19 protein-coding genes are annotated in these 16,869 nt (G+C 60.5%); 12 read left to right on the forward strand and 7 right to left on the reverse strand.

Annotated features, from left to right (window positions below):
• The first annotated feature begins 380 nt into the window (after positions 1 to 380).
• The 5 genes from K2Q04_RS12470 (at position 381) to dnaQ (ending at position 4,072) form a co-directional block, all read left to right on the forward strand.
• Positions 381 to 1,232 (forward strand): pyruvate, water dikinase regulatory protein, encoded by an 852-nt coding sequence (locus K2Q04_RS12470; RefSeq protein ID WP_291164092.1) that lies wholly within the window; start codon positions 381 to 383, stop codon positions 1,230 to 1,232.
• The gene (locus K2Q04_RS12475) at positions 1,225 to 1,836 is read left to right on the forward strand and encodes a Maf family protein (protein WP_291164095.1); all 612 of its coding nucleotides are present in this window, start codon (positions 1,225 to 1,227) and stop codon (positions 1,834 to 1,836) included. The genes K2Q04_RS12470 and K2Q04_RS12475 overlap by 8 nt, the downstream gene beginning before the upstream one ends.
• Positions 1,833 to 2,663 carry a shikimate dehydrogenase gene (locus K2Q04_RS12480; protein ID WP_291164098.1) on the forward strand — a complete coding sequence of 277 codons (831 nt, stop codon included), beginning with the start codon at positions 1,833 to 1,835 and terminating at the stop codon, positions 2,661 to 2,663. Before K2Q04_RS12475 ends, K2Q04_RS12480 begins: the two co-directional genes overlap by 4 nt.
• A complete protein-coding gene (coaE, locus tag K2Q04_RS12485) occupies positions 2,663 to 3,277 on the forward strand; it encodes a dephospho-CoA kinase (protein WP_291164101.1) in 615 nt (204 codons plus the stop codon). The genes K2Q04_RS12480 and coaE overlap by 1 nt, the downstream gene beginning before the upstream one ends.
• A gap of 78 nt (positions 3,278 to 3,355) precedes the next feature.
• On the forward strand, positions 3,356 to 4,072 hold the full coding sequence (gene dnaQ / locus K2Q04_RS12490) for a DNA polymerase III subunit epsilon (protein WP_291164104.1): 717 nt from the start codon (positions 3,356 to 3,358) through the stop codon (positions 4,070 to 4,072).
• Between the two features lie 44 nt (positions 4,073 to 4,116).
• Here dnaQ and secB read toward each other — a convergent pair whose 3' ends face one another.
• A complete protein-coding gene (gene secB / locus K2Q04_RS12495; protein WP_291164107.1) occupies positions 4,117 to 4,623 on the reverse strand; it encodes a protein-export chaperone SecB in 507 nt (168 codons plus the stop codon).
• A gap of 116 nt (positions 4,624 to 4,739) precedes the next feature.
• The gene (locus tag K2Q04_RS12500; RefSeq protein WP_291164110.1) at positions 4,740 to 5,270 is read right to left on the reverse strand and encodes an FxsA family protein; all 531 of its coding nucleotides are present in this window, start codon (positions 5,268 to 5,270) and stop codon (positions 4,740 to 4,742) included.
• A gap of 295 nt (positions 5,271 to 5,565) precedes the next feature.
• Between K2Q04_RS12500 and K2Q04_RS12505 the strand changes: the two genes are divergently transcribed.
• The 3 genes from K2Q04_RS12505 to K2Q04_RS12515 all read left to right on the forward strand — a co-directional run bounded on the left by K2Q04_RS12505 (position 5,566) and on the right by K2Q04_RS12515 (position 8,356).
• Positions 5,566 to 6,321 carry a Tim44/TimA family putative adaptor protein gene (locus K2Q04_RS12505; RefSeq protein ID WP_291164113.1) on the forward strand — a complete coding sequence of 252 codons (756 nt, stop codon included), beginning with the start codon at positions 5,566 to 5,568 and terminating at the stop codon, positions 6,319 to 6,321.
• A gap of 83 nt (positions 6,322 to 6,404) precedes the next feature.
• Positions 6,405 to 7,718 (forward strand): MltA domain-containing protein, encoded by a 1,314-nt coding sequence (locus K2Q04_RS12510; protein ID WP_291164115.1) that lies wholly within the window; start codon positions 6,405 to 6,407, stop codon positions 7,716 to 7,718.
• Positions 7,715 to 8,356: a Smr/MutS family protein gene (locus K2Q04_RS12515; RefSeq protein ID WP_291164117.1), complete on the forward strand. Its 642-nt coding sequence runs from the start codon at positions 7,715 to 7,717 to the stop codon at positions 8,354 to 8,356. The genes K2Q04_RS12510 and K2Q04_RS12515 overlap by 4 nt, the downstream gene beginning before the upstream one ends.
• Before the next feature lies 1 nt (position 8,357).
• On the opposite strand, the gene K2Q04_RS12520 is transcribed toward K2Q04_RS12515, so the two are convergent.
• On the reverse strand, positions 8,358 to 8,888 hold the full coding sequence (locus K2Q04_RS12520; protein WP_291164120.1) for an invasion associated locus B family protein: 531 nt from the start codon (positions 8,886 to 8,888) through the stop codon (positions 8,358 to 8,360).
• Positions 8,888 to 9,394 carry an RNA methyltransferase gene (locus K2Q04_RS12525; protein ID WP_291164122.1) on the reverse strand — a complete coding sequence of 169 codons (507 nt, stop codon included), beginning with the start codon at positions 9,392 to 9,394 and terminating at the stop codon, positions 8,888 to 8,890. Before K2Q04_RS12525 ends, K2Q04_RS12520 begins: the two co-directional genes overlap by 1 nt.
• Before the next feature lie 52 nt (positions 9,395 to 9,446).
• Here K2Q04_RS12525 and K2Q04_RS12530 point away from each other — a divergent pair, with 52 nt between their 5' ends.
• Entirely contained in the window at positions 9,447 to 10,424 is a 978-nt protein-coding gene (locus K2Q04_RS12530) for an NADPH:quinone oxidoreductase family protein (protein WP_291164125.1), read from the forward strand.
• 13 nt (positions 10,425 to 10,437) lie between these two features.
• Here K2Q04_RS12530 and thpR read toward each other — a convergent pair whose 3' ends face one another.
• Both thpR and K2Q04_RS12540 read right to left on the reverse strand, forming a co-directional pair.
• Positions 10,438 to 11,010, reverse strand: a complete 573-nt coding sequence (gene thpR / locus K2Q04_RS12535; protein WP_291164128.1) for an RNA 2',3'-cyclic phosphodiesterase — start codon at positions 11,008 to 11,010, stop codon at positions 10,438 to 10,440.
• Between the two features lie 37 nt (positions 11,011 to 11,047).
• The gene (locus tag K2Q04_RS12540) at positions 11,048 to 11,653 is read right to left on the reverse strand and encodes an arylesterase (protein ID WP_291164521.1); all 606 of its coding nucleotides are present in this window, start codon (positions 11,651 to 11,653) and stop codon (positions 11,048 to 11,050) included.
• Between the two features lie 222 nt (positions 11,654 to 11,875).
• Here K2Q04_RS12540 and K2Q04_RS12545 point away from each other — a divergent pair, with 222 nt between their 5' ends.
• From K2Q04_RS12545 to K2Q04_RS12555, 3 genes are all read left to right on the forward strand, one after another.
• Positions 11,876 to 12,607 carry an ABC transporter ATP-binding protein gene (locus K2Q04_RS12545; RefSeq protein WP_291164130.1) on the forward strand — a complete coding sequence of 244 codons (732 nt, stop codon included), beginning with the start codon at positions 11,876 to 11,878 and terminating at the stop codon, positions 12,605 to 12,607.
• Positions 12,604 to 15,180, forward strand: coding sequence for an FtsX-like permease family protein (locus K2Q04_RS12550; RefSeq protein WP_291164133.1), 2,577 nt, complete (start codon positions 12,604 to 12,606; stop codon positions 15,178 to 15,180). Before K2Q04_RS12545 ends, K2Q04_RS12550 begins: the two co-directional genes overlap by 4 nt.
• 103 nt (positions 15,181 to 15,283) lie before the next feature.
• Entirely contained in the window at positions 15,284 to 16,045 is a 762-nt protein-coding gene (locus tag K2Q04_RS12555; protein ID WP_291164135.1) for a Bax inhibitor-1/YccA family protein, read from the forward strand.
• 130 nt (positions 16,046 to 16,175) lie between these two features.
• Here the strand turns inward: K2Q04_RS12555 and K2Q04_RS12560 are convergent, their stop codons facing one another.
• Positions 16,176 to 16,559 (reverse strand): DUF2794 domain-containing protein, encoded by a 384-nt coding sequence (locus K2Q04_RS12560; protein WP_291164138.1) that lies wholly within the window; start codon positions 16,557 to 16,559, stop codon positions 16,176 to 16,178.
• Positions 16,560 to 16,869 lie beyond the last annotated feature (310 nt).

Here is a 16,869-nt window from a genome sequence, read left to right on the forward strand (position 1 = left end):
GAGGATTGGGGATGACGAAATCGTCCACATGCTGTCCACAAGGTTTCAGTCAGTCAGGTCGTGTAGCACGAGCGATAGGGCTTGTGGGGCTCTGAGCGCAATAGGGTGATAAGACGTCCATTAATCAATGACTTGCGAGCGACCTGCACCGACAACCCAAAAGGGTTGTTTGTTGAAAACCGCAGGACTGAGGCTGGAGAGGCCCTTTGTCCCTTGGGATGGCCATTTGTCGAACAACATCTTTCCCTTTTGCCCGGATGTGGGTATCGCCGTGGGTGAGCCGATGGTTGTTCTCTCAACCCGAAACGAGCCCACCGGGTCCGGGGATAACGTCGGGGTTTTGAACAGGCTGCCGCCGTCAGTCGCAAGAGATCAATGTCATGACGTTGCCGAGCCTGTTTCATATGCACCTCGTCTCGGATTCCACGGGTGAGACGTTGGTGGCGATCGCGAAAGCCGCGACGGTGCAATATCAGAATATCCGCGCGATCGAACATATGCATCCGCTTGTGCGCACGCAGCGGCAGTTGAAGCGTGTGCTTGCCGACATCGAGGCCGAGCCCGGCATCGTTCTTTATACGGTCGTAAACAACGCGCTTGCTGTCGAGCTCGAGCAGCATTGCCAGCGATTGAAAATTCCGTGTCTCGCAGTGTTGCGTCCGATCATGCAGGTTTTCGAGAGCTATCTCGGCGCGCCGCAAACGCCGACGGTCGCGGGACAGCACGTTCTCGATGCCGATTACTTCCGGCGCATCGATGCGATGAATTTCACGATGGCGCACGATGACGGCCGGCTGCCGGACAATCTCAGCGATGCGGACATCATATTGCTCGGCATTTCGCGGACGTCGAAAACGCCGACCAGTCTCTATCTCGCCCAGCGCGGCTACAAGACGACGAACCTGCCGCTCGTTCCGCAGGTGTCGCTGCCCGAGCAGCTGTTCCGGCAGCACTCGGCATTTGTGGTGTGTTTGATTGCAAATGTGGATCGAATTGCGGACGTGCGTCGCAATCGCGCGATCCTCATGGCTGACCGGGATCTCGAAACGTATGTCGATCGTGATACGATATCGGCCGAAATCGCCTATACGCGAAAGATCGCCGCTCAATACGGTTGGCCGATCATCGACGTGACGCGACGGTCCATCGAAGAATCTGCAACGATGATCCTGAAGCTCTTGAACGACCGGAAGGCCGGATCAAAACCGGAGACGGACCCGGTCAATGTCTGACGTGACCCAGTTGATCCTCGCTTCGGCCAGCGTTGCGCGCCGGGCATTGCTCGAAGCGGCGGGACTCGAATTCGAGGTCATTCCCGCGGACATCGACGAGACGGCCATTCGAGACGCCATTTTGGAAAAGACATCGGGCGCGGAAGCGGCGGATGTCGCGAGCGTGCTTGCGGCGGAAAAAGCCCGCGTCGTTTCGATCGAACATGCGGATGCTCTCGTCATCGGCGCCGATCAGGTGCTGGCGCTGGGGGCTAAGATTTTCTCAAAAGCCGGGAGCGTCAGTGAGGCCCGCGAACATCTGGTCATGCTGCGCGGGCGCACGCACGATCTTGTTTCCGCGGTCGCGCTGGCTCGAAATGGCGTCGTTCATTGGCAAACGACATCGACAGCCGCAATGACCATGCGGAATTATTCCGATGAATTTCTCGGCGCATATCTCAAGCGCGCCGGAGATCGCGTCCTCGGCAGCGTCGGCTGCTATGAATTGGAAGGTTTGGGCGTGCAACTCTTCGAACAGATCGACGGCGACTATTTCACGATCCTCGGCATTCCGCTGCTGGCGCTTCTCGAGCGTCTTCGCGAAGAACAGATGATCACAGCATGAAGCGGGCTTGTGTTATTGGCTGGCCGATTGCGCATTCGCGCTCGCCGCTCATTCATCAGTATTGGCTGCGTAAGTACGGAATCGAGGGCACTTATACGAAAGAGCCGGTTCGAGCCGAGGAGCTCCAGCAGTTTCTCGCGTCCTTGAAGGATCGCGGATTGGCGGGCTGCAATGTGACCGTGCCGCATAAGGAAGCCGCGTTTGCGGCTGCCAAGATTCAATCTTCTTCGGCGATTGCCGTAGGTGCTGCGAACACGCTCTGGTTCGAGGGGGATGCACTCGCCTGCACCAATACCGATACCTATGGCTTCATGGCCAATCTTGATCAGTCTGCGCCTCATTGGAAGCAGTCGCCCGGTTCCATCATGATCCTTGGCGCGGGAGGATCGGCGCGGGCCGTGATCCATGGCTTTCTCGAAGCCGGCCGCGACGACATTCGCGTTTACAACCGGACAGTCGAGCGGGCGCAGGAGATAGCGCGTCACTTCGGCGCGCGTGTTTCCGCTTGGCCTTGGGACGCTCGAAATGATCATATCACGGACGTTTCCGTCATCGTTAACACGACGACGCTTGGCATGAACGGCGTGGGGGATACGGGCATCGATGTTTCTCGGGCACCCAACACTGCAGTTGTTGCGGATCTCGTTTACGTCCCGTTGGAGACCGGGTTGTTAAGCTCCGCTCGTAAATATGGGCTCGTTGGTGTGGACGGCCTCGGGATGTTGCTACATCAGGCTGTCCCCGGGTTCGAGAAGTGGTTCGGCGTTCGCCCGGAGGTGACGCCCGAGCTTTACCGGCTTGTTGCAGAGAATATTCGTGAGGCGTGATGCTTGTCGTTGGATTGACGGGTTCGATTGGCATGGGCAAATCGACCGCGGCGGCACGGTTCCGTGCGCGCGGAATTAGCGTTTTCGATGCGGACGCCGAGGTGCACCGGCTCTACGAAGGTCCGCTGAACGACGAGATCGAGCGGGCTTTTCCAGGGTCAGTCGCCGGTGGCGTTGTCGATCGCGGCAAGCTCGCAGCGCAGCTCGTTGCTGATCCCCATCGCTTCAAAGATCTCGAAGCGATCGTGCATCCTCGCGTTCACGAGGCGGAGCGGCACTTCCTGCAAGACGAAAAGACTCACGGCGCAGCGATGGCAGTTCTTGAAATTCCGCTCTTCTTCGAGGGTGGGCGCGACGAGCATGTCGATGCCATCGTCGTCGTGACAGCGTCGCCCAAGCTGCAGCGCGAGCGTGTGCTGGCGCGTGCGGGGATGACGGACGCCAGGTTCGAGGCCGTCGTTGCGCGGCAGCTTTCGGAAGAAGAAAAACAATCGCGCGCCGATTTCGTTGTGGACACCAACGGATCGGTCGAAAACTGCAACAGCCAAATCGACCGTGTCATCACTAAGCTACTTCCCCTTAGCGCCACGGCTTACGACAAGTATTGGCGATAGCTCTAGGCGCCCCGATGGCGCCAAGTATTGACGATAGCTTTCGGTGCCTGATGGCGCCTCCGGGGGGAAACGGACTGAATGCGCGAAATCGTACTCGATACCGAAACGACCGGCCTCGATCCGAAGAAGGGTCATCGTCTCATCGAAGTCGGCGGCATCGAAATGATCAATCGCATTCCGACGGGCCGAGAGTTCCATCGCTTCATCAATCCGCAACGCGATGTGCCGCGGGAAGCGCAAGAGATCCATGGGATCGCGACGGAGTTCCTATACGACAAGCCATTGTTCCGGGATGTCGTGCGCGAGTTCCTGACGTTCGTTGGCGACGATGTTCTCGTCATTCACAACGCCCAGTTCGACATCATGTTCTTGAATTACGAGCTGGGTCTCGTCGGCGAGAAGGCTCTGAGCTTCGATCGCGTGGTCGATACGCTCGCGATTGCGCGGCGACGGCATCCTGCAGGTCCGAATACGCTCGACGCGCTTTGCAAAAGGTATTCGATCGACAATTCCCAGCGCACGAAGCACGGCGCGCTCGTCGACAGTTTGCTTTTGGCTGAGGTCTACGTCGAGCTGCTTGGCGAGCGGCAAGCGACGTTCGGTTTGCAGTCGTCGAGCGCTAACGCGTCAGGCAGCCAGCGCGGCGGCGCACGGCGCACGGCCGCCGCCGTCCGATCGCAGCCGCTACCGTCGCGGATTGGAGAGGCGGAGGCCGCCGCTCACCGTTCGTTCGTCGAGAAGATGAAAACGACGGCGCTCTGGCTGCGCTTCTGGGATGAAACGCCAGCCTCGTAGTCAGAAAGCCCGAGATTGATCTCAGGCTCAGATCGCATTCGGGTTTAGGCGTTGGCCCGGCCGGTTCCCTGGCTTCGCTGCTGCTGGCGGCGTCTATAAAGGTCACCGAAATCGATCGGATCGAGAAGCAGCGGCGGGAATCCGCCTTCGCGCGTTACGTCGGCGACCAGACGGCGGAGGAATGGGAAGATCATCGCGGGGGCGGAGATCAGAAGAAACGGCTCCAGCGCGCCCTCCGGCATGCTTTCGATCTTCAACAGGCCCGCGTAGACCGTCTCAATCACATAGATCGTACCGATGTTGTTCGTGGCGGTGGCTTTGAACTCGATCGACGTTTCGAAGAGGTCATCTTCCATTTTCTGAGCGCCGACGTTGACCTCAACCTTGAGGGTCGGCTGGTCGCCCGCAGACACAATCAGTTTGGCGACGTTCGGATTTTCGAACGACAGATCCTTGATGTATTGGTTGACGATCTTGGCCTGGATGGCCACTTGGCCTTCGGGCTTTTGCGTGCTGGCAGCGCCGTTGCCATTGTTTCCCTGTTCGGCCATCGTCCCCTCTTCAATCTATCTATGGATCGAGAAATTCGGAGCGCGGTCGCTAGCACGCCGCGCCGGGTCGTGCAACGGAGAGCGCATCCGTCGCCTCACACGTCTTCGCGAACGTCTCAGTTTCGCGAACGCCGGGGCTGAACGGCTTTGCCCTGATGCAGCGGGCGTTCGCTCACGCGCTCGTATTCGCCCTCGATGACGACACCCTCATCTCCGGCCGGATTTTCTCCGGTGCCGGCGCGGAAGGTTTCACGGCTGACTTCGGCCTGATAGTGGAACAGCGTGACAAGCTTCAAAAGTCCGGTCCGGATGACGAGGTGGCGGACTTGAGGGATGAGCAGGCACAGGCCGAGCAGATCCGAGATCACGCCGGGAAAGATTAGGAGCAGGCCGGCGAGGACCTGCAAGAATCCATCGAAGAGCGGCGGGAAGCCTTCCCGTTCCGTGCCCAGTCGCGATAACGCCCGCTCGAATACGGAGAGGCCGACCCGGCGAATGACGTACGTTCCGAGGATGGCGGTGCCGAGGACGATTACAGCAAGCCACCAGATGCCGATTGTCTGCCCAAGGCGGATCAGCAACCCGATTTCCAGCAGCGGCAGGGCTGCGAACGCCAGGATCAGGGCAATTTTGAACGGTTGAGACATAAGCGCTCGCAAAACTATTGCGGCACCTTAGCGCGGATGGGCGTCAGCGGCCATCGACCATCAGGAAGCAGGCCCCATGTTCAACGATATTCACATTATCGGGCAAGTCTTTGATCTCCGCATTCCGGTCGGGAAGGCCAGCGGCGACAGGCGGCAGACGCCGAATGCTTAAGGTGTTATAGAAGTTCTATCTTCAAATCGTCCGTCCGGGCCCTTAGATAGGGGTACTAGGGTGGCGGGCCATCCAACAGAAGCCTTTTTGGCACCACGTCACCCGGAGGCGCTGACCTTTAGTATGAACGGTCAATTCGATCTTATTACAATCATTGCTCTCATCATCGCGGTTGCAGCGATCATCAAGCTTCGGAACGTGCTTGGCCACCGTACGGACGATGACGAGAAGCGCGTCGAGCGGCTGAAAACGCGTGAGCGGGAAGCGGGCCAGCGCCCTGCGACGGAAGGGGCTTCGGCAGACGTCATCACGATGCCGCGGCGTGACCGCGAGCCATTGGCTCCCGTATCTGCGGCTGAAGGCGCCGCAACAAATGCGGAAGCGCGCATCAGGGCGTATCCTGTTTCGGATCCGGCTGTAACCACCGGATTCCTCGATATTGCGAAGGTTGATCCGACGTTCGATCCCGACGCCTTTTTGGCCGGTGCTGGCCGGGCATATGAGATGATCGTGTCTGCGTTCGCGGAAGGAAACCGCAAGGCGCTGAAGGACCTTTTGAGCAAAGAAGTCTACGACGGTTTCACTGCCGCCATCGCAGAGCGGGAAGCTCGCGGCGAGACCGTCGAGCAGCAGTTCGTCGGCATCCGGAAGGCCGATGTCGTCGAGGCGGAACTCAAGAATGGCGTGGCCTCCGTGACGGTGCGCTTCGTCAGCGAGCTAATCTCGGCAACGCACGACAAGGCCGGTGAGGTCATCGCGGGCGACGCCCAGAAGATCACGGACGTGACCGATGTCTGGACGTTCAGCCGCGATGTCTCGAACGCCAAGGCTCGGAGCAACCTGAATTGGCGGTTGGTTGCAACTCAGGCTCCAAATTAAGATTGGGCCCCAAATTAAGAAAACGTTAACTGGCGCGATGTGACCGTGTGGGCGGGGTATGCCGCTTCACACGGAAAAGCGTCATGCGTTCGTCTGGCACCTCATGGGCGTTCAGCCCGCAATTTTTCAACCCCGTTCGTCTCGTCGCGCTGTTATTCTCTCTCGTAGCGATGCACGTTGCGCACGTTCCCGCGTTCGCAAAATCATCGTCCGAAAAATCATCGCCCGATAAGCCTCAGAACAAAGCTCAGCCTCGAATGGCTTCGAACCCAATCTCCTTCGAGCCCATTTCGTTCGACGATCTTCCCGCCTGGAAAGAGGACGATCATCTCGCCGCCTGGAAGGCGTTCCTGGCGTCATGCGGACCGTTGCTGAAAGCGGGCCCGCGCGAGCCGACGCCCGGAAGCGCAGGTTTGCCGCAAGAGCTTCTCGACGTTTGCTCGCGGGCGGTTGCGTTGTCGAAGTCGAAGACCCCGCAAACGCGGCAGGGCGCGCGGCAATTCTTCGAGGCTCATTTCCAGCCCAATCGGGTCGTGGGGAACGATCACGACGGATTGCTCACCGGGTACTTCGAGCCGGACATCAAAGGTTCGCGGACGCCGGACAAGACTTTCAAGGTGCCGGTCTACCGACGGCCGCACGACCTCGTGAATATGGTTCCGGAAAGCGAGCGCGGCGCCAAGTCGGGGGCGCTCACGCATCAGCGCAAGACTGACCGCGGCCTGGAGCCGTATCTGACGCGCACCGAGATCGAGGAGGGCGGACTCGCCGGTTTGGGTCTCGAGCTCTTTTACCTCAAGGATGCGGTCGACGTTTTCTTCATGCAGGTCCAGGGGTCCGGCCGTATCGAATTGCCGAACGGCGACAAAGTTCGGATTACCTATGACGGCAAGAACGGTTATCCCTATAACTCGATCGGACGGTTGCTGATTGATGAAGGTCATCTGACGGCGGACGAGATGTCGTTGAAGTCTTTGAAGAAATGGCTGAAGGCCGATAAAGACCGGGCGAAACCCGTGATGCGGAAAAATCATTCCTACGTTTTCTTCAAAGAGCTGTCGGGCGAGGAAGCGAAGGCGCCGATGGGCGTCCACTGCATTCCACTGCAGCCTTTGCGAAGTCTCGCTGTCGATACGACGTACTACCCGATCGGGATTCCGATCTATGTCGACGCTCCGCAAATCACGCATGCAACGCCATCGCGCGAATTTCACAGGCTGATGATCGCCCATGACGTCGGCTCGGCAATCAAGGGATCGGAGCGCGGCGATATTTTCTTCGGTTCGGGCGATGCGGCGGGCAGGCTTGCAGGCGTAACGAAGCAACCGGGCCACCTCTACGCGCTGCTTCCCCTCGACCGATCGCACGCACATAAGACTGCGAGCGATGGCCCGTGAAAAAGCAAAGTGGCGGTGGCGGTGGCAAAGGGCGGGGTTCGGCCGACGACAACGATGATCACGAAATCTGGCGCCACACCGCTGCAACGATCGAGCCTTTGAAGCGCGCCAAGGCTCGCTTTCATCCGGCGAGCGATGCCGTTAAAGCGGCCGGCGTATCGAGGCCGAAGATTTCCGCCGAGCCCGAGAGGCCGCCGGTCAAGCCGCGCTCGGCGCACGCTCATCCCGAAATTGCGCGTCCGAAGCCGTCTCCGGCGAAAGCTCCCGATCTTGCGCTCTTCGATCGCAACAGCGTGCGAAAATTGCGTGGTGGCCGGACAGAGATCGAAGCGCGCGTCGACCTTCACGGCATGCGCCAGGACGAAGCCCACATGGCGCTCCGAAGCTTTCTCTTCAGCTGCCAACGGCGCGGCTTGCGGTTCGTTCTCGTGATCACCGGCAAGGGCAAGACGAACGGCAAAGCTCTTTCGGAAGAGGGATACGGGGAGCGAGAGCGTGGCGTTCTCAAACGCAACGTTCCGCGCTGGCTCGATGAGCCAGAGTTAAGGGCAATCGTCGTCAGTTTTACGGTTGCCGCCATCCAGCACGGCGGCGAAGGCGCGATGTACGTTCATCTGCGTTCGAAGAACCGGGTGTAATTTAGAAGCAGGTTTCCTGAAGCTTCTGTAGCGCCTGTCCGATGCCGTTCAGGGAGTAGGTGTCGGTCACGCTCGCGCCGCGATCGGAAGAGATCGCGACCGTCATCGTGTTGCCCTTCCGCATGGCCTCGACGAGCTTCAGTTCCTGAGTGGAATCGGTGACGTAGGCACGATCGCTCGCGCCGAAAAGCCTGAAGCCTGCAGGGCTGACGGTCGCCGTGCCCTGCGCGCTCTTCTTGATCCGGAATCCCATGAGGAAGCTGACTTCGGCGCGAATGCCATCCTTGGGCCAGGCTGAAATATAGGCCCGGGGCGCTTCGCGGGGCGTGTCGTGCGGATCACTCGTTTTCGGTTCGCTCGTTACGAAGCAGAAGAGGTGCGGGTCATTGGCGTCGGCCATCACGTCCCAGTCGCCGAAGGTCGTAACGCGGGTCATCTGCTGTGCGCCAAGTGCCGGTTCCGGCGCTGGGCTCAACGCGACGAGACCAAGAAAAAGAATAAACAAAATGTTCCGCACATTCTGCTTCTCCATCAAGGTCCCCCCTCACCGATCGGGCGATCGGCGAACCGCGCCAAGCTCCTTATGCGATCGTACATCACAATCGCGCCGGCCATCGCGACATTGACGCAAAAGGACGTCGGGATCTTGACGACATAGTCGCAGCGCTCGATCAGCGGCTCGGAGAGAGAACCTAGCTCCGGTCCGAGCACATATGCCGCTCTGAGGGGATGGCGGAAACTCGGCAGGTCGATTGCATCGTCGAGGAGCTCGATGCCGACGAGCTTGCAGCCGCCTGGGAGCGCCATTTCGTCGAGGGTCGCCCAATTGTAGTGAGGCAGGTGCAGTTGGCTTTTCGACGTGTCCGCGTGGGCTTCCTGGGCCTTATAGGTCGCGCCGACCGTGAAAGTGAAGCTCGCGCCGAAGGCGTGCGCCGAGCGCATCAGATTGCCGAGGTTCAGCGACTTCGACATCCGCTCGGCTCCGATTGCGAAATAGCCCTTCGGGTGCGGCGGCCATGTGGTCGCTTTTCTTGACATTGTGTTCTGCTCGTGTGTGTCAGAGGGATATGCAGCGAGTGGGACGTCACACATGAAGGCAGCTCTTTGCAAGAGCCTTGACGGGGCAAAAAGCCTCGCCGTCGAAACACTGCCGGAACCGGTTGCCGGCCCGGGACAGGCCATCGTTCGGGTGGCGGCCGCAGGTCTCAACTTTGCCGATACGCTGATCACGCGCGGCAAATACCAGTTCAAGCCGGAGTTGCCGTTTTCGCCGGGGGCGGAGATTGCGGGCACCGTCGAGAGCATCGGCGCGAACGACGTCGGCGTTTCGGTTGGCCAAGCGGTCATGGCGTACGTCAATTGGGGCGGGGCGTCCGAGAAGATCGCCGTCGACGCCGATAAGCTCATCCCTATTCCCGACGGCGTGGCGATGACGGTCGCTGCGGGGCTTTCGGTGACCTATGGCACGGCAATGCACGGGCTTGCCGATCGCGGCCGCTTGCAGCCTGGAGAGACGGTCATCGTGACGGGCGCTGCCGGAGGCGCCGGCCAGGCTGCCGTCGAGATCGCCAAGCTCATGGGTGCTCGCGTGATTGCCGTCGTCTCGTCGGAAGAGAAGGGTGCGATTGCTAAAGCCGCAGGCGCGGATGACGTGATCCTGTTTCCGGAATCTGATCTCAAGACGAAAGTTCGTGCGCTGACGAACGGCGACGGCGCCGACGTCGTCTATGACTGCATCGGCGGAGATGCTTCGGAACCGCTGGTCCGGGCGCTCAACTGGCAAGGCCGGTTTCTGGTCGTCGGCTTTGCGGCAGGGGACATTCCGAAGATTCCACTCAATCTGCTGTTGCTCAGGGGCGCGGAGATGTCCGGCGTTTTTTGGGGCGAGTCCGTGAAGCGCGATCCCGCCGGACACCGCCGCAACATGGAGCAGATCTTGAGCTGGGTGCGCGACGGTCGCCTGCAGCCGCGCATCCACGGTATTTACCCGCTCGAGCAGATCCGCGAAGCGCTCGAGATTCTGGAGCGGCGCGAGGCGACCGGCAAGGTCGTATTGACGATGCAGTGACAGGCGACGCGCGCTACCAGCTTGCTTCGCTGTCGTCGGCGAGAAAGCCTAAGCCGCGCATGGGAAAGCGATCCTCTATCCCATAGGGACCCCCACCGACGCCGGGCCGCGACGACATCAACACGGTTCGGCCGACGAAGAAGGGTTCGGAACGATAGCCGCCGTGGCGCGATAGAAAGCGGGCGACGGCATCGGCGTTCGAGTGCTTCAATCTTGCGAGCGTGACATGGGGTTTGAACGCGCGCGTATCAGGCGGCAAGCCCGCGTTGCGGGCGGCCTTCTCGTGCGCCCGCGCCAATTCCTCAAGTTCGGGGCGGGTTTCAACCGCGGCGAAGATTGATCGAGGATCATCGCCTCCGAATGCGCCGAGACCCGAGAGGCGGATTTCGAATCCGTCGGGTTCGATCATGGCGAGGTTTGCGGTGAACTCGCGTGCTTGCTCGTTGTCGATATCGCCGCCGAATCTCAGCGTGATGTGATAGCTCTCGGGTAATAGCCAACGCGCGCCGGGCAGCGGCACACGCAAACTATGCAGCTCTTCGCGGATATCATCCGGCAACTCGATGGCGGTGAACAAGCGGGGCATCGGAATGTCCTTGCTCGCAACAGGGGCGAAGGCGCCGTTATTTTTTCTGCGCTTCCTTTTGCTCGACGCTTGCGACGAGCGCTTCGACGTCGGGCATGATGCGCTTGACGATCTCGGAGACCCCGGCTGCAGTCGGGTGCAAGCCATCAGGCTGCGTGAACGATCGATCCAAGGCTACGCCATCGAGGAAAAACGGGTAGAGCGGAACACCGTATTTCGAAGAGAGGTCCGGATAGATCGCGTCGAACGACTTTGCGTACTCGTCGCCCCAATTGTTCGGCGCCTTCATGCCGGCGAGGAGCACGGGGACACCCTTGTCCTTCAACGCGGTGAGCATCTTGTCGAGATTGGCGCGCGGCACTTTCGGGTCGATGCCTCTGAGTGCATCGTTGGCGCCAAGCTCAAGGATCACAGCATCGGGTTTGGGGTCGAGCGCCCAGTCGAGCCGCGCCACGCCGTCGGACGTCGTGTCGCCAGAAACGCCGGCATTGACGACGGTGACCTTGTGCCCCTTCGCTTCAAGCGCCATCTGAAGCTGCGCGGGGAACGAATCACTGGTTTTGACGCCATAGCCAGCGGTAAGACTATCCCCGAAGGCAACAATCGTCGCCGGTCGCCCTTGAGCGGCCGCCGGGGACATCATGATGGGAGCGGCCGTGCAGGCAAAGATCGTCATGAGGCAGAGTGCCGCTTTCGCAATCCATGGCCTTGGCCGGGCCTGCAGATACATGCGGGGACCAAGGGAAAATCCATCGTTCATTTTTCGGCCCCACACATTACGCAATTCATGAGCTGACGTAGAGGCTCGATACGCACCGTGCAAGGCCGCCTCGACAACGGCCATGACAATACAGGGCATCTTAGCTTGAGCGAACCCATCATCAAACTCGACAATGTGCATCTCTCTCTGACGAGCCGCGCAGGCCCAGTCCATATTCTGCGCGGTGTGTCGCTTGCGATTCCTCACGGGCAGTCCGCGGCGATCGTCGGGCCATCTGGCTCCGGCAAGACGTCGCTGCTCATGACGATGGCGGGGCTCGAGCGGGCGACAAGTGGTGAGATCAACGTATCAGGGCGGAGCATCGGGCCTTTGTCCGAGGATGAGCTTGCCATGCTGCGCGGTGCGCATATGGGCATCGTGTTTCAATCATTTCACCTTGTCCCGACGATGACGGCGCTCGAGAACGTCGCTTTGCCGATGGAACTCGCAGGCGACAGCAAGGCTTTTGAGACGGCTCGCGGACTTTTGGACGAGGTTGGGCTCGGGGCGCGCGTCGAGCATTTTCCAGCGGAACTCTCGGGCGGCGAGCAACAGCGCGTCGCCATCGCACGGGCGCTCAGCCGTTCGCCCGAGATCATTTTCGCCGATGAGCCGACGGGCAATCTCGACGGTCGGACCGGGCGGCAGATCATCGATTTGCTTTTCGGTCTTCGCGAGCGCCGAAACGCGACACTCGTGATGGTCACTCACGACAACAAACTCGCCGCGATGGCTGATCGCATCATCCGCATGGCGGACGGCGCGATCGTATCGGATGAGCGTACGGACGTCTCCGATGCGGGTCCCGGTTCCGCGATGCATGCGGTGTCGTCGTGACGGTGTCGGCGTTGGAAAGCGCCCTACCGCAGCAGCGCGCCGGATTGCGCACCATCCTGCGTCTCGGTTTGCGCGAGCTTCGCAATGGGTTTGACGGCTTCCGGATCTTCATCGCGTGCCTCGCGCTGGGCGTGATGGTGATCGCCGCGGTCGGTGCGCTTGCGGATGCGTTGCGCGCGGGGCTCGCGACACAAGGCGAGGTTATTCTCGGCGGCGACGTGATGTTTGCGCGCGCACACACGCGGTCGGCTCCTGCCGAGCGGGACGTATTCAAAAGTCTCGGACAGGTCAGCGAAACCGCCACCATGCGGACGATGGCGCGCCGTCTCGACGGATCGGATCAGGCGCTGGCGGAACTCAAGGGTGTCGACGGTCTCTATCCGCTCGCGGGCGAGGTCACGCTCAAGAGCCCCGGTTCGTTCGCGCATGCGATCACAGGCGATGGCGTCGTTGCCGACGCAATGCTTCTCGATCGCCTGGGGCTCAAGGTCGGCGACAAGATGCGTCTCGGCGAAGCCGAGGTCGTGGTCGGTGGCATTCTCGATAACGAGCCCGATGCCGTGGCGGACCGGATGACCTACGGGCCACGGATTTTCGTCTCGCTTGAAACGCTCGAAAAGACCGGCCTCGTCAAGCCGGGTACGCTGATACGCTGGCGTTATGCGATCAAGCTTCCAGCGAACGCCGTAAGCGACCGGCAGGCGCTCAGCGAGTTGCGGAAAGACATCGCGCAAAAGCTTCCGAATGGCGGGTTCACGAGCGGCGACCGTTTCGATCCTTCGCCACAGATCACCAGAGTGCTCGAGCGGCTGCGGCAGTTCCTCATCCTCATCGGACTTGCGTCGCTGCTCGTCGGCGGCGTCGGCATTGCCAATGCGGTTTCGACGTTCATCGACAAGCGGATGAAAGTGATCGCGACGCTCAGAAGCGTCGGCGCATCAGGCGCGCAGATCATGGGAATTTTTCTCGTTCAGCTCGGGCTGATGACTGCGATCGGTATCGCGATCGGCTTGGCGTTGGGCGTTGCCGTTCCGCAGGTCATCGATGCGTTCTACGGGGATCTCCTGCCGGTCCGCATCGATGTTCAAGTCTCGCCGCAGAGTTTGGCGATCGCCGCGCTTTACGGTGCGATCATTGCGTTGCTGTTTGCACTCTGGCCGCTTGGACGGGCTGAAAATGTGCGTGCAAGCGTGCTCTTTCGCGATTCCGTCAACTCGCCCGGCGGCAGACCCCGCCCAGCGCTCATCGCGATCATGGGTGTGCTGGCCGCTCTTCTCGTCGGCGTTGCTGTCCTGACATCGGAGCCGCGCTCGATTGCCCTCTACGTCGTTGCGGGCCTCGTCGTCATGCTGGCGGTGTTCGGATGGCTAGGCGGCTATCTCTCGCGTCTCGCCGGCCGGCTGCCGCGACCGAGGCGGCCTGAACTTGCTCTTGCCCTGCGCAACATCGCGTCGCCCGATGGACTGACGCGGTCCGTCCTCTTGTCGCTCGGCACGGGGCTTTCATTGTTGGTCGCGGTGGGTCTCGCCAATGCTGCTCTCGTCGCCGATCTCCAGGAGCGGCTGCCGGCCGAGGCGCCGGATTACTTCCTTCTCGACATTCCACCTGCCGACTTCGAGGGGCTCACGACCCGCGTTTCGCAACATGTGCCCGGTGCGAAGCTCGTCGAAGCGCCGATGCTGCGGGGCCGGATCGTCGCGATAAAGGGAAAGCCTGTCGAAGAGCTGACGTTCCCGGCAGACACGCAATGGGTTTTGAATAGTGACCGCGGGCTCAGCTACGCCGACACTGTTCCGGAGGGGTCGACGGTTTCGAGCGGCGCCTGGTGGGATAAGGGGTACGACGGGCCGCCGCTTGTCTCGTTCGAGGGCGAGATCGCCAAAAAGCTCGGCCTCGGCTTGGGCGACACCGTGACGGTCAACGTGCTCGGGCGCAATATCGACGCCAAAGTCGCAAGCCTGCGTGACGTCAAATGGGAAAGCATTGCCCTGAACTTCATCATGGTTTTCTCGCCCAATACGCTACGGGCGGCGCCGCACAATCTGCTGGCCACCGTTCGTTTGCCGCCTGGCGGCAAGCCAGGACCCGAGTCCGACATGGTGCGTGACCTTGGGAAGGCCTATCCAAGCGTCAGCGCGATCCGGGTTCGCGACGCGATCGACCAGTTCAGCAAGATTTTTGCGAAGGTGATGGTCGCCGTGCAGGTGGCGGGAAGCGTCACGTTGACCGCAGGCGCGCTCGTTCTCGCGGGCGCTTTGGTAATTGCCCAGCGCCGCCGCATTCTGGAAGCCGTCATCCTGAAAACGATTGGCGCCCGGCGGCGGCAGATCCTCGAGGTTCACGCCTGGGAATATGCGGTTCTTGCCGCCATTGCCGCGCTCGTCGCCATTGCGCTCGGAAGCGCCGTCGCTTGGGTCGCGGTCACGCGTGTCATGGAACTGGACTACGTCTTCTCTCTCAGCTCCATCGGGATCAGCCTTGGGCTGGCGGGGGCGATGATTGCCCTTTTCGGGGGGTTCGGCACTTGGGCTATCCTGCGGGCGCCCCCGGCGCCGTACCTGCGCTCGGAATAAAAGACTAACCCCTTTTGTTTACGGGGCTTGAAAGCAATCAAATGAAATAACATATGATTGCGCGGGACCCGGCGACTGGCCGGCAATTACGAGGATACAGACCATGGCTGAAGTTTTTACGCGACCAAATAGCCCGTACGGCGGCGCACGGACATCGGGCGCGATTGACCAGGGGCTGCGCTCGTTCATGCTCGGCACCTACAACTATATGGCGCTCGGCGTCGCCGGCACTGCCGTCGTCGTCATGCTCCTGATGGCTAATCCGCAAGTTATGGCGGCCATTGCCCTCGGCCCGATGAAGTGGGTCGTGTTTGCGGCCGTTCTCGGCCTCGGCTTTTTCGCGCCGCGTCTTTTCTTCGGCGGCAGTGACGTTCTCGCGCACGGCGCCTACTGGCTCTACTGCGCTCTCTGGGGCGCTTTGATCGCTCCGATGGTGTCGCTGTACGTCGGCATGGGCTTGGCTGGCATTGTCGGTCAGGCGTTCTTCATCGCTGCTGCCATGTTCGCCGTGACGAGTCTCATCGGCTACACGACGAAGAAGGACATGACCGGCTGGAGCGGCTTCCTGTCGATGGCGTCGATCGGCCTGATCATCGTCATGGTGGGCAGCTATTTCTTCATCAACGATGCCGGCACCAGCAAGATGGTGAGCATGGGTATCTCGGCTGTTGTCGTGTTGCTCTTCTCGGTCATTACGGCTTTCGAAACGCAGGCGATCAAGTCGATGTACATCGAGCAGGCGGCTTACGGTAACGAAGCCCAGCTGAAGCGTTCGTCGATCTTCGGCGCCTTCATGCTCTACGGCTCGTTCGTGACGCTGTTCATCCACATCCTGAACCTGTTGGGCTTGGCAAGCCGCGAATAACGGTCGAAACGTCGATTGAATTGAGAAAGGCCCCGGTTTCCGGGGCCTTTTTTCATTGGGTGCTTTTGTTGATTGGCACTTCCGACACCTGTACCGGGAGCCGGCCGGAAGTGCCAATGATCAGCGGAACTCACGCGCCGACAATGCCCGGGCGGTCTTCCAGGACGCTCAGTACGCGTTTCAGGTCCTGACCGCGCTTCATGATCAGTCCGCCAGCGGCGATGACGCTATACGCCCCCTGCTTGCGCGCTAGGCGCAAGTCTTTCTCGATGCGGTAGAGCGGATATTCGCTGGCTTTGCGGTAGACGGAGAACACTGCCTTATCGCGGAGGAGGTCGATGGCGTAATCGCGCCAAGCTCCGGATGCTACCTTTCGGCCGTAAAGATCCAGAATGGCGGTCAGCTCGTACCGATCAAAAGTGGTACGGCGACCGGGTTCCGAGGCGGTATCGGGGGCCCCAAGCTTGCCCGCAGGCCGCGGGCGAAAAGCTATCGGTTCGGTTGTCTCGCTCAAACGGTCTTGTCCATCGTTAGCCTCTTAAAGATCGCGCCAACGCTCGAGGAATGCAAGAGAGCAAGGTTGATAATCTTATGATCGAGAATTGCATGGTTGGTGCACGGAAAGACCCTCAGGCGGACAAATTCGCGACTCCGCGGAGGCCACAAACAGCCGTAATAAAACGCAATAAAGATAACCGTTGCCTTTGGATCAAGCTTCAAAGGACCGGCTCTGGACTCATAGCCCCCCAGCCCCCCGGGGCCACAGTTTCGAGGTTGGGTTCACAGGCAACGCTTCCCCTCCTGCGTTTTGGCCCCCCGTCCAA

Origin of the sequence: Hyphomicrobium sp. (assembly GCF_019753045.1) — a bacterium.
In the GTDB taxonomy this organism is placed as follows: Bacteria; Pseudomonadota; Alphaproteobacteria; order Rhizobiales; family Hyphomicrobiaceae; genus Hyphomicrobium_B.

What these genes read in the sequence shown, in the direction of transcription:
- K2Q04_RS12470 (WP_291164092.1), top strand. Translation starts at nt 381, where the DNA reads ATGACGTTGCCGAGCCTGTTTCATATGCACCTCGTCTCGGATTCCACG.
- K2Q04_RS12475 (WP_291164095.1), top strand. Translation starts at nt 1,225, where the DNA reads ATGTCTGACGTGACCCAGTTGATCCTCGCTTCGGCCAGCGTTGCGCGC.
- K2Q04_RS12480 (WP_291164098.1), top strand. Translation starts at nt 1,833, where the DNA reads ATGAAGCGGGCTTGTGTTATTGGCTGGCCGATTGCGCATTCGCGCTCG.
- coaE (WP_291164101.1), top strand. Translation starts at nt 2,663, where the DNA reads ATGCTTGTCGTTGGATTGACGGGTTCGATTGGCATGGGCAAATCGACC.
- dnaQ (WP_291164104.1), top strand. Translation starts at nt 3,356, where the DNA reads ATGCGCGAAATCGTACTCGATACCGAAACGACCGGCCTCGATCCGAAG.
- secB (WP_291164107.1), bottom strand. Translation starts at nt 4,623, where the DNA reads ATGGCCGAACAGGGAAACAATGGCAACGGCGCTGCCAGCACGCAAAAG.
- K2Q04_RS12500 (WP_291164110.1), bottom strand. Translation starts at nt 5,270, where the DNA reads ATGTCTCAACCGTTCAAAATTGCCCTGATCCTGGCGTTCGCAGCCCTG.
- K2Q04_RS12505 (WP_291164113.1), top strand. Translation starts at nt 5,566, where the DNA reads ATGAACGGTCAATTCGATCTTATTACAATCATTGCTCTCATCATCGCG.
- K2Q04_RS12510 (WP_291164115.1), top strand. Translation starts at nt 6,405, where the DNA reads ATGCGTTCGTCTGGCACCTCATGGGCGTTCAGCCCGCAATTTTTCAAC.
- K2Q04_RS12520 (WP_291164120.1), bottom strand. Translation starts at nt 8,888, where the DNA reads ATGGAGAAGCAGAATGTGCGGAACATTTTGTTTATTCTTTTTCTTGGT.
- K2Q04_RS12525 (WP_291164122.1), bottom strand. Translation starts at nt 9,394, where the DNA reads ATGTCAAGAAAAGCGACCACATGGCCGCCGCACCCGAAGGGCTATTTC.
- K2Q04_RS12530 (WP_291164125.1), top strand. Translation starts at nt 9,447, where the DNA reads ATGAAGGCAGCTCTTTGCAAGAGCCTTGACGGGGCAAAAAGCCTCGCC.
- thpR (WP_291164128.1), bottom strand. Translation starts at nt 11,010, where the DNA reads ATGCCCCGCTTGTTCACCGCCATCGAGTTGCCGGATGATATCCGCGAA.
- K2Q04_RS12540 (WP_291164521.1), bottom strand. Translation starts at nt 11,653, where the DNA reads ATGATGTCCCCGGCGGCCGCTCAAGGGCGACCGGCGACGATTGTTGCC.
- K2Q04_RS12555 (WP_291164135.1), top strand. Translation starts at nt 15,284, where the DNA reads ATGGCTGAAGTTTTTACGCGACCAAATAGCCCGTACGGCGGCGCACGG.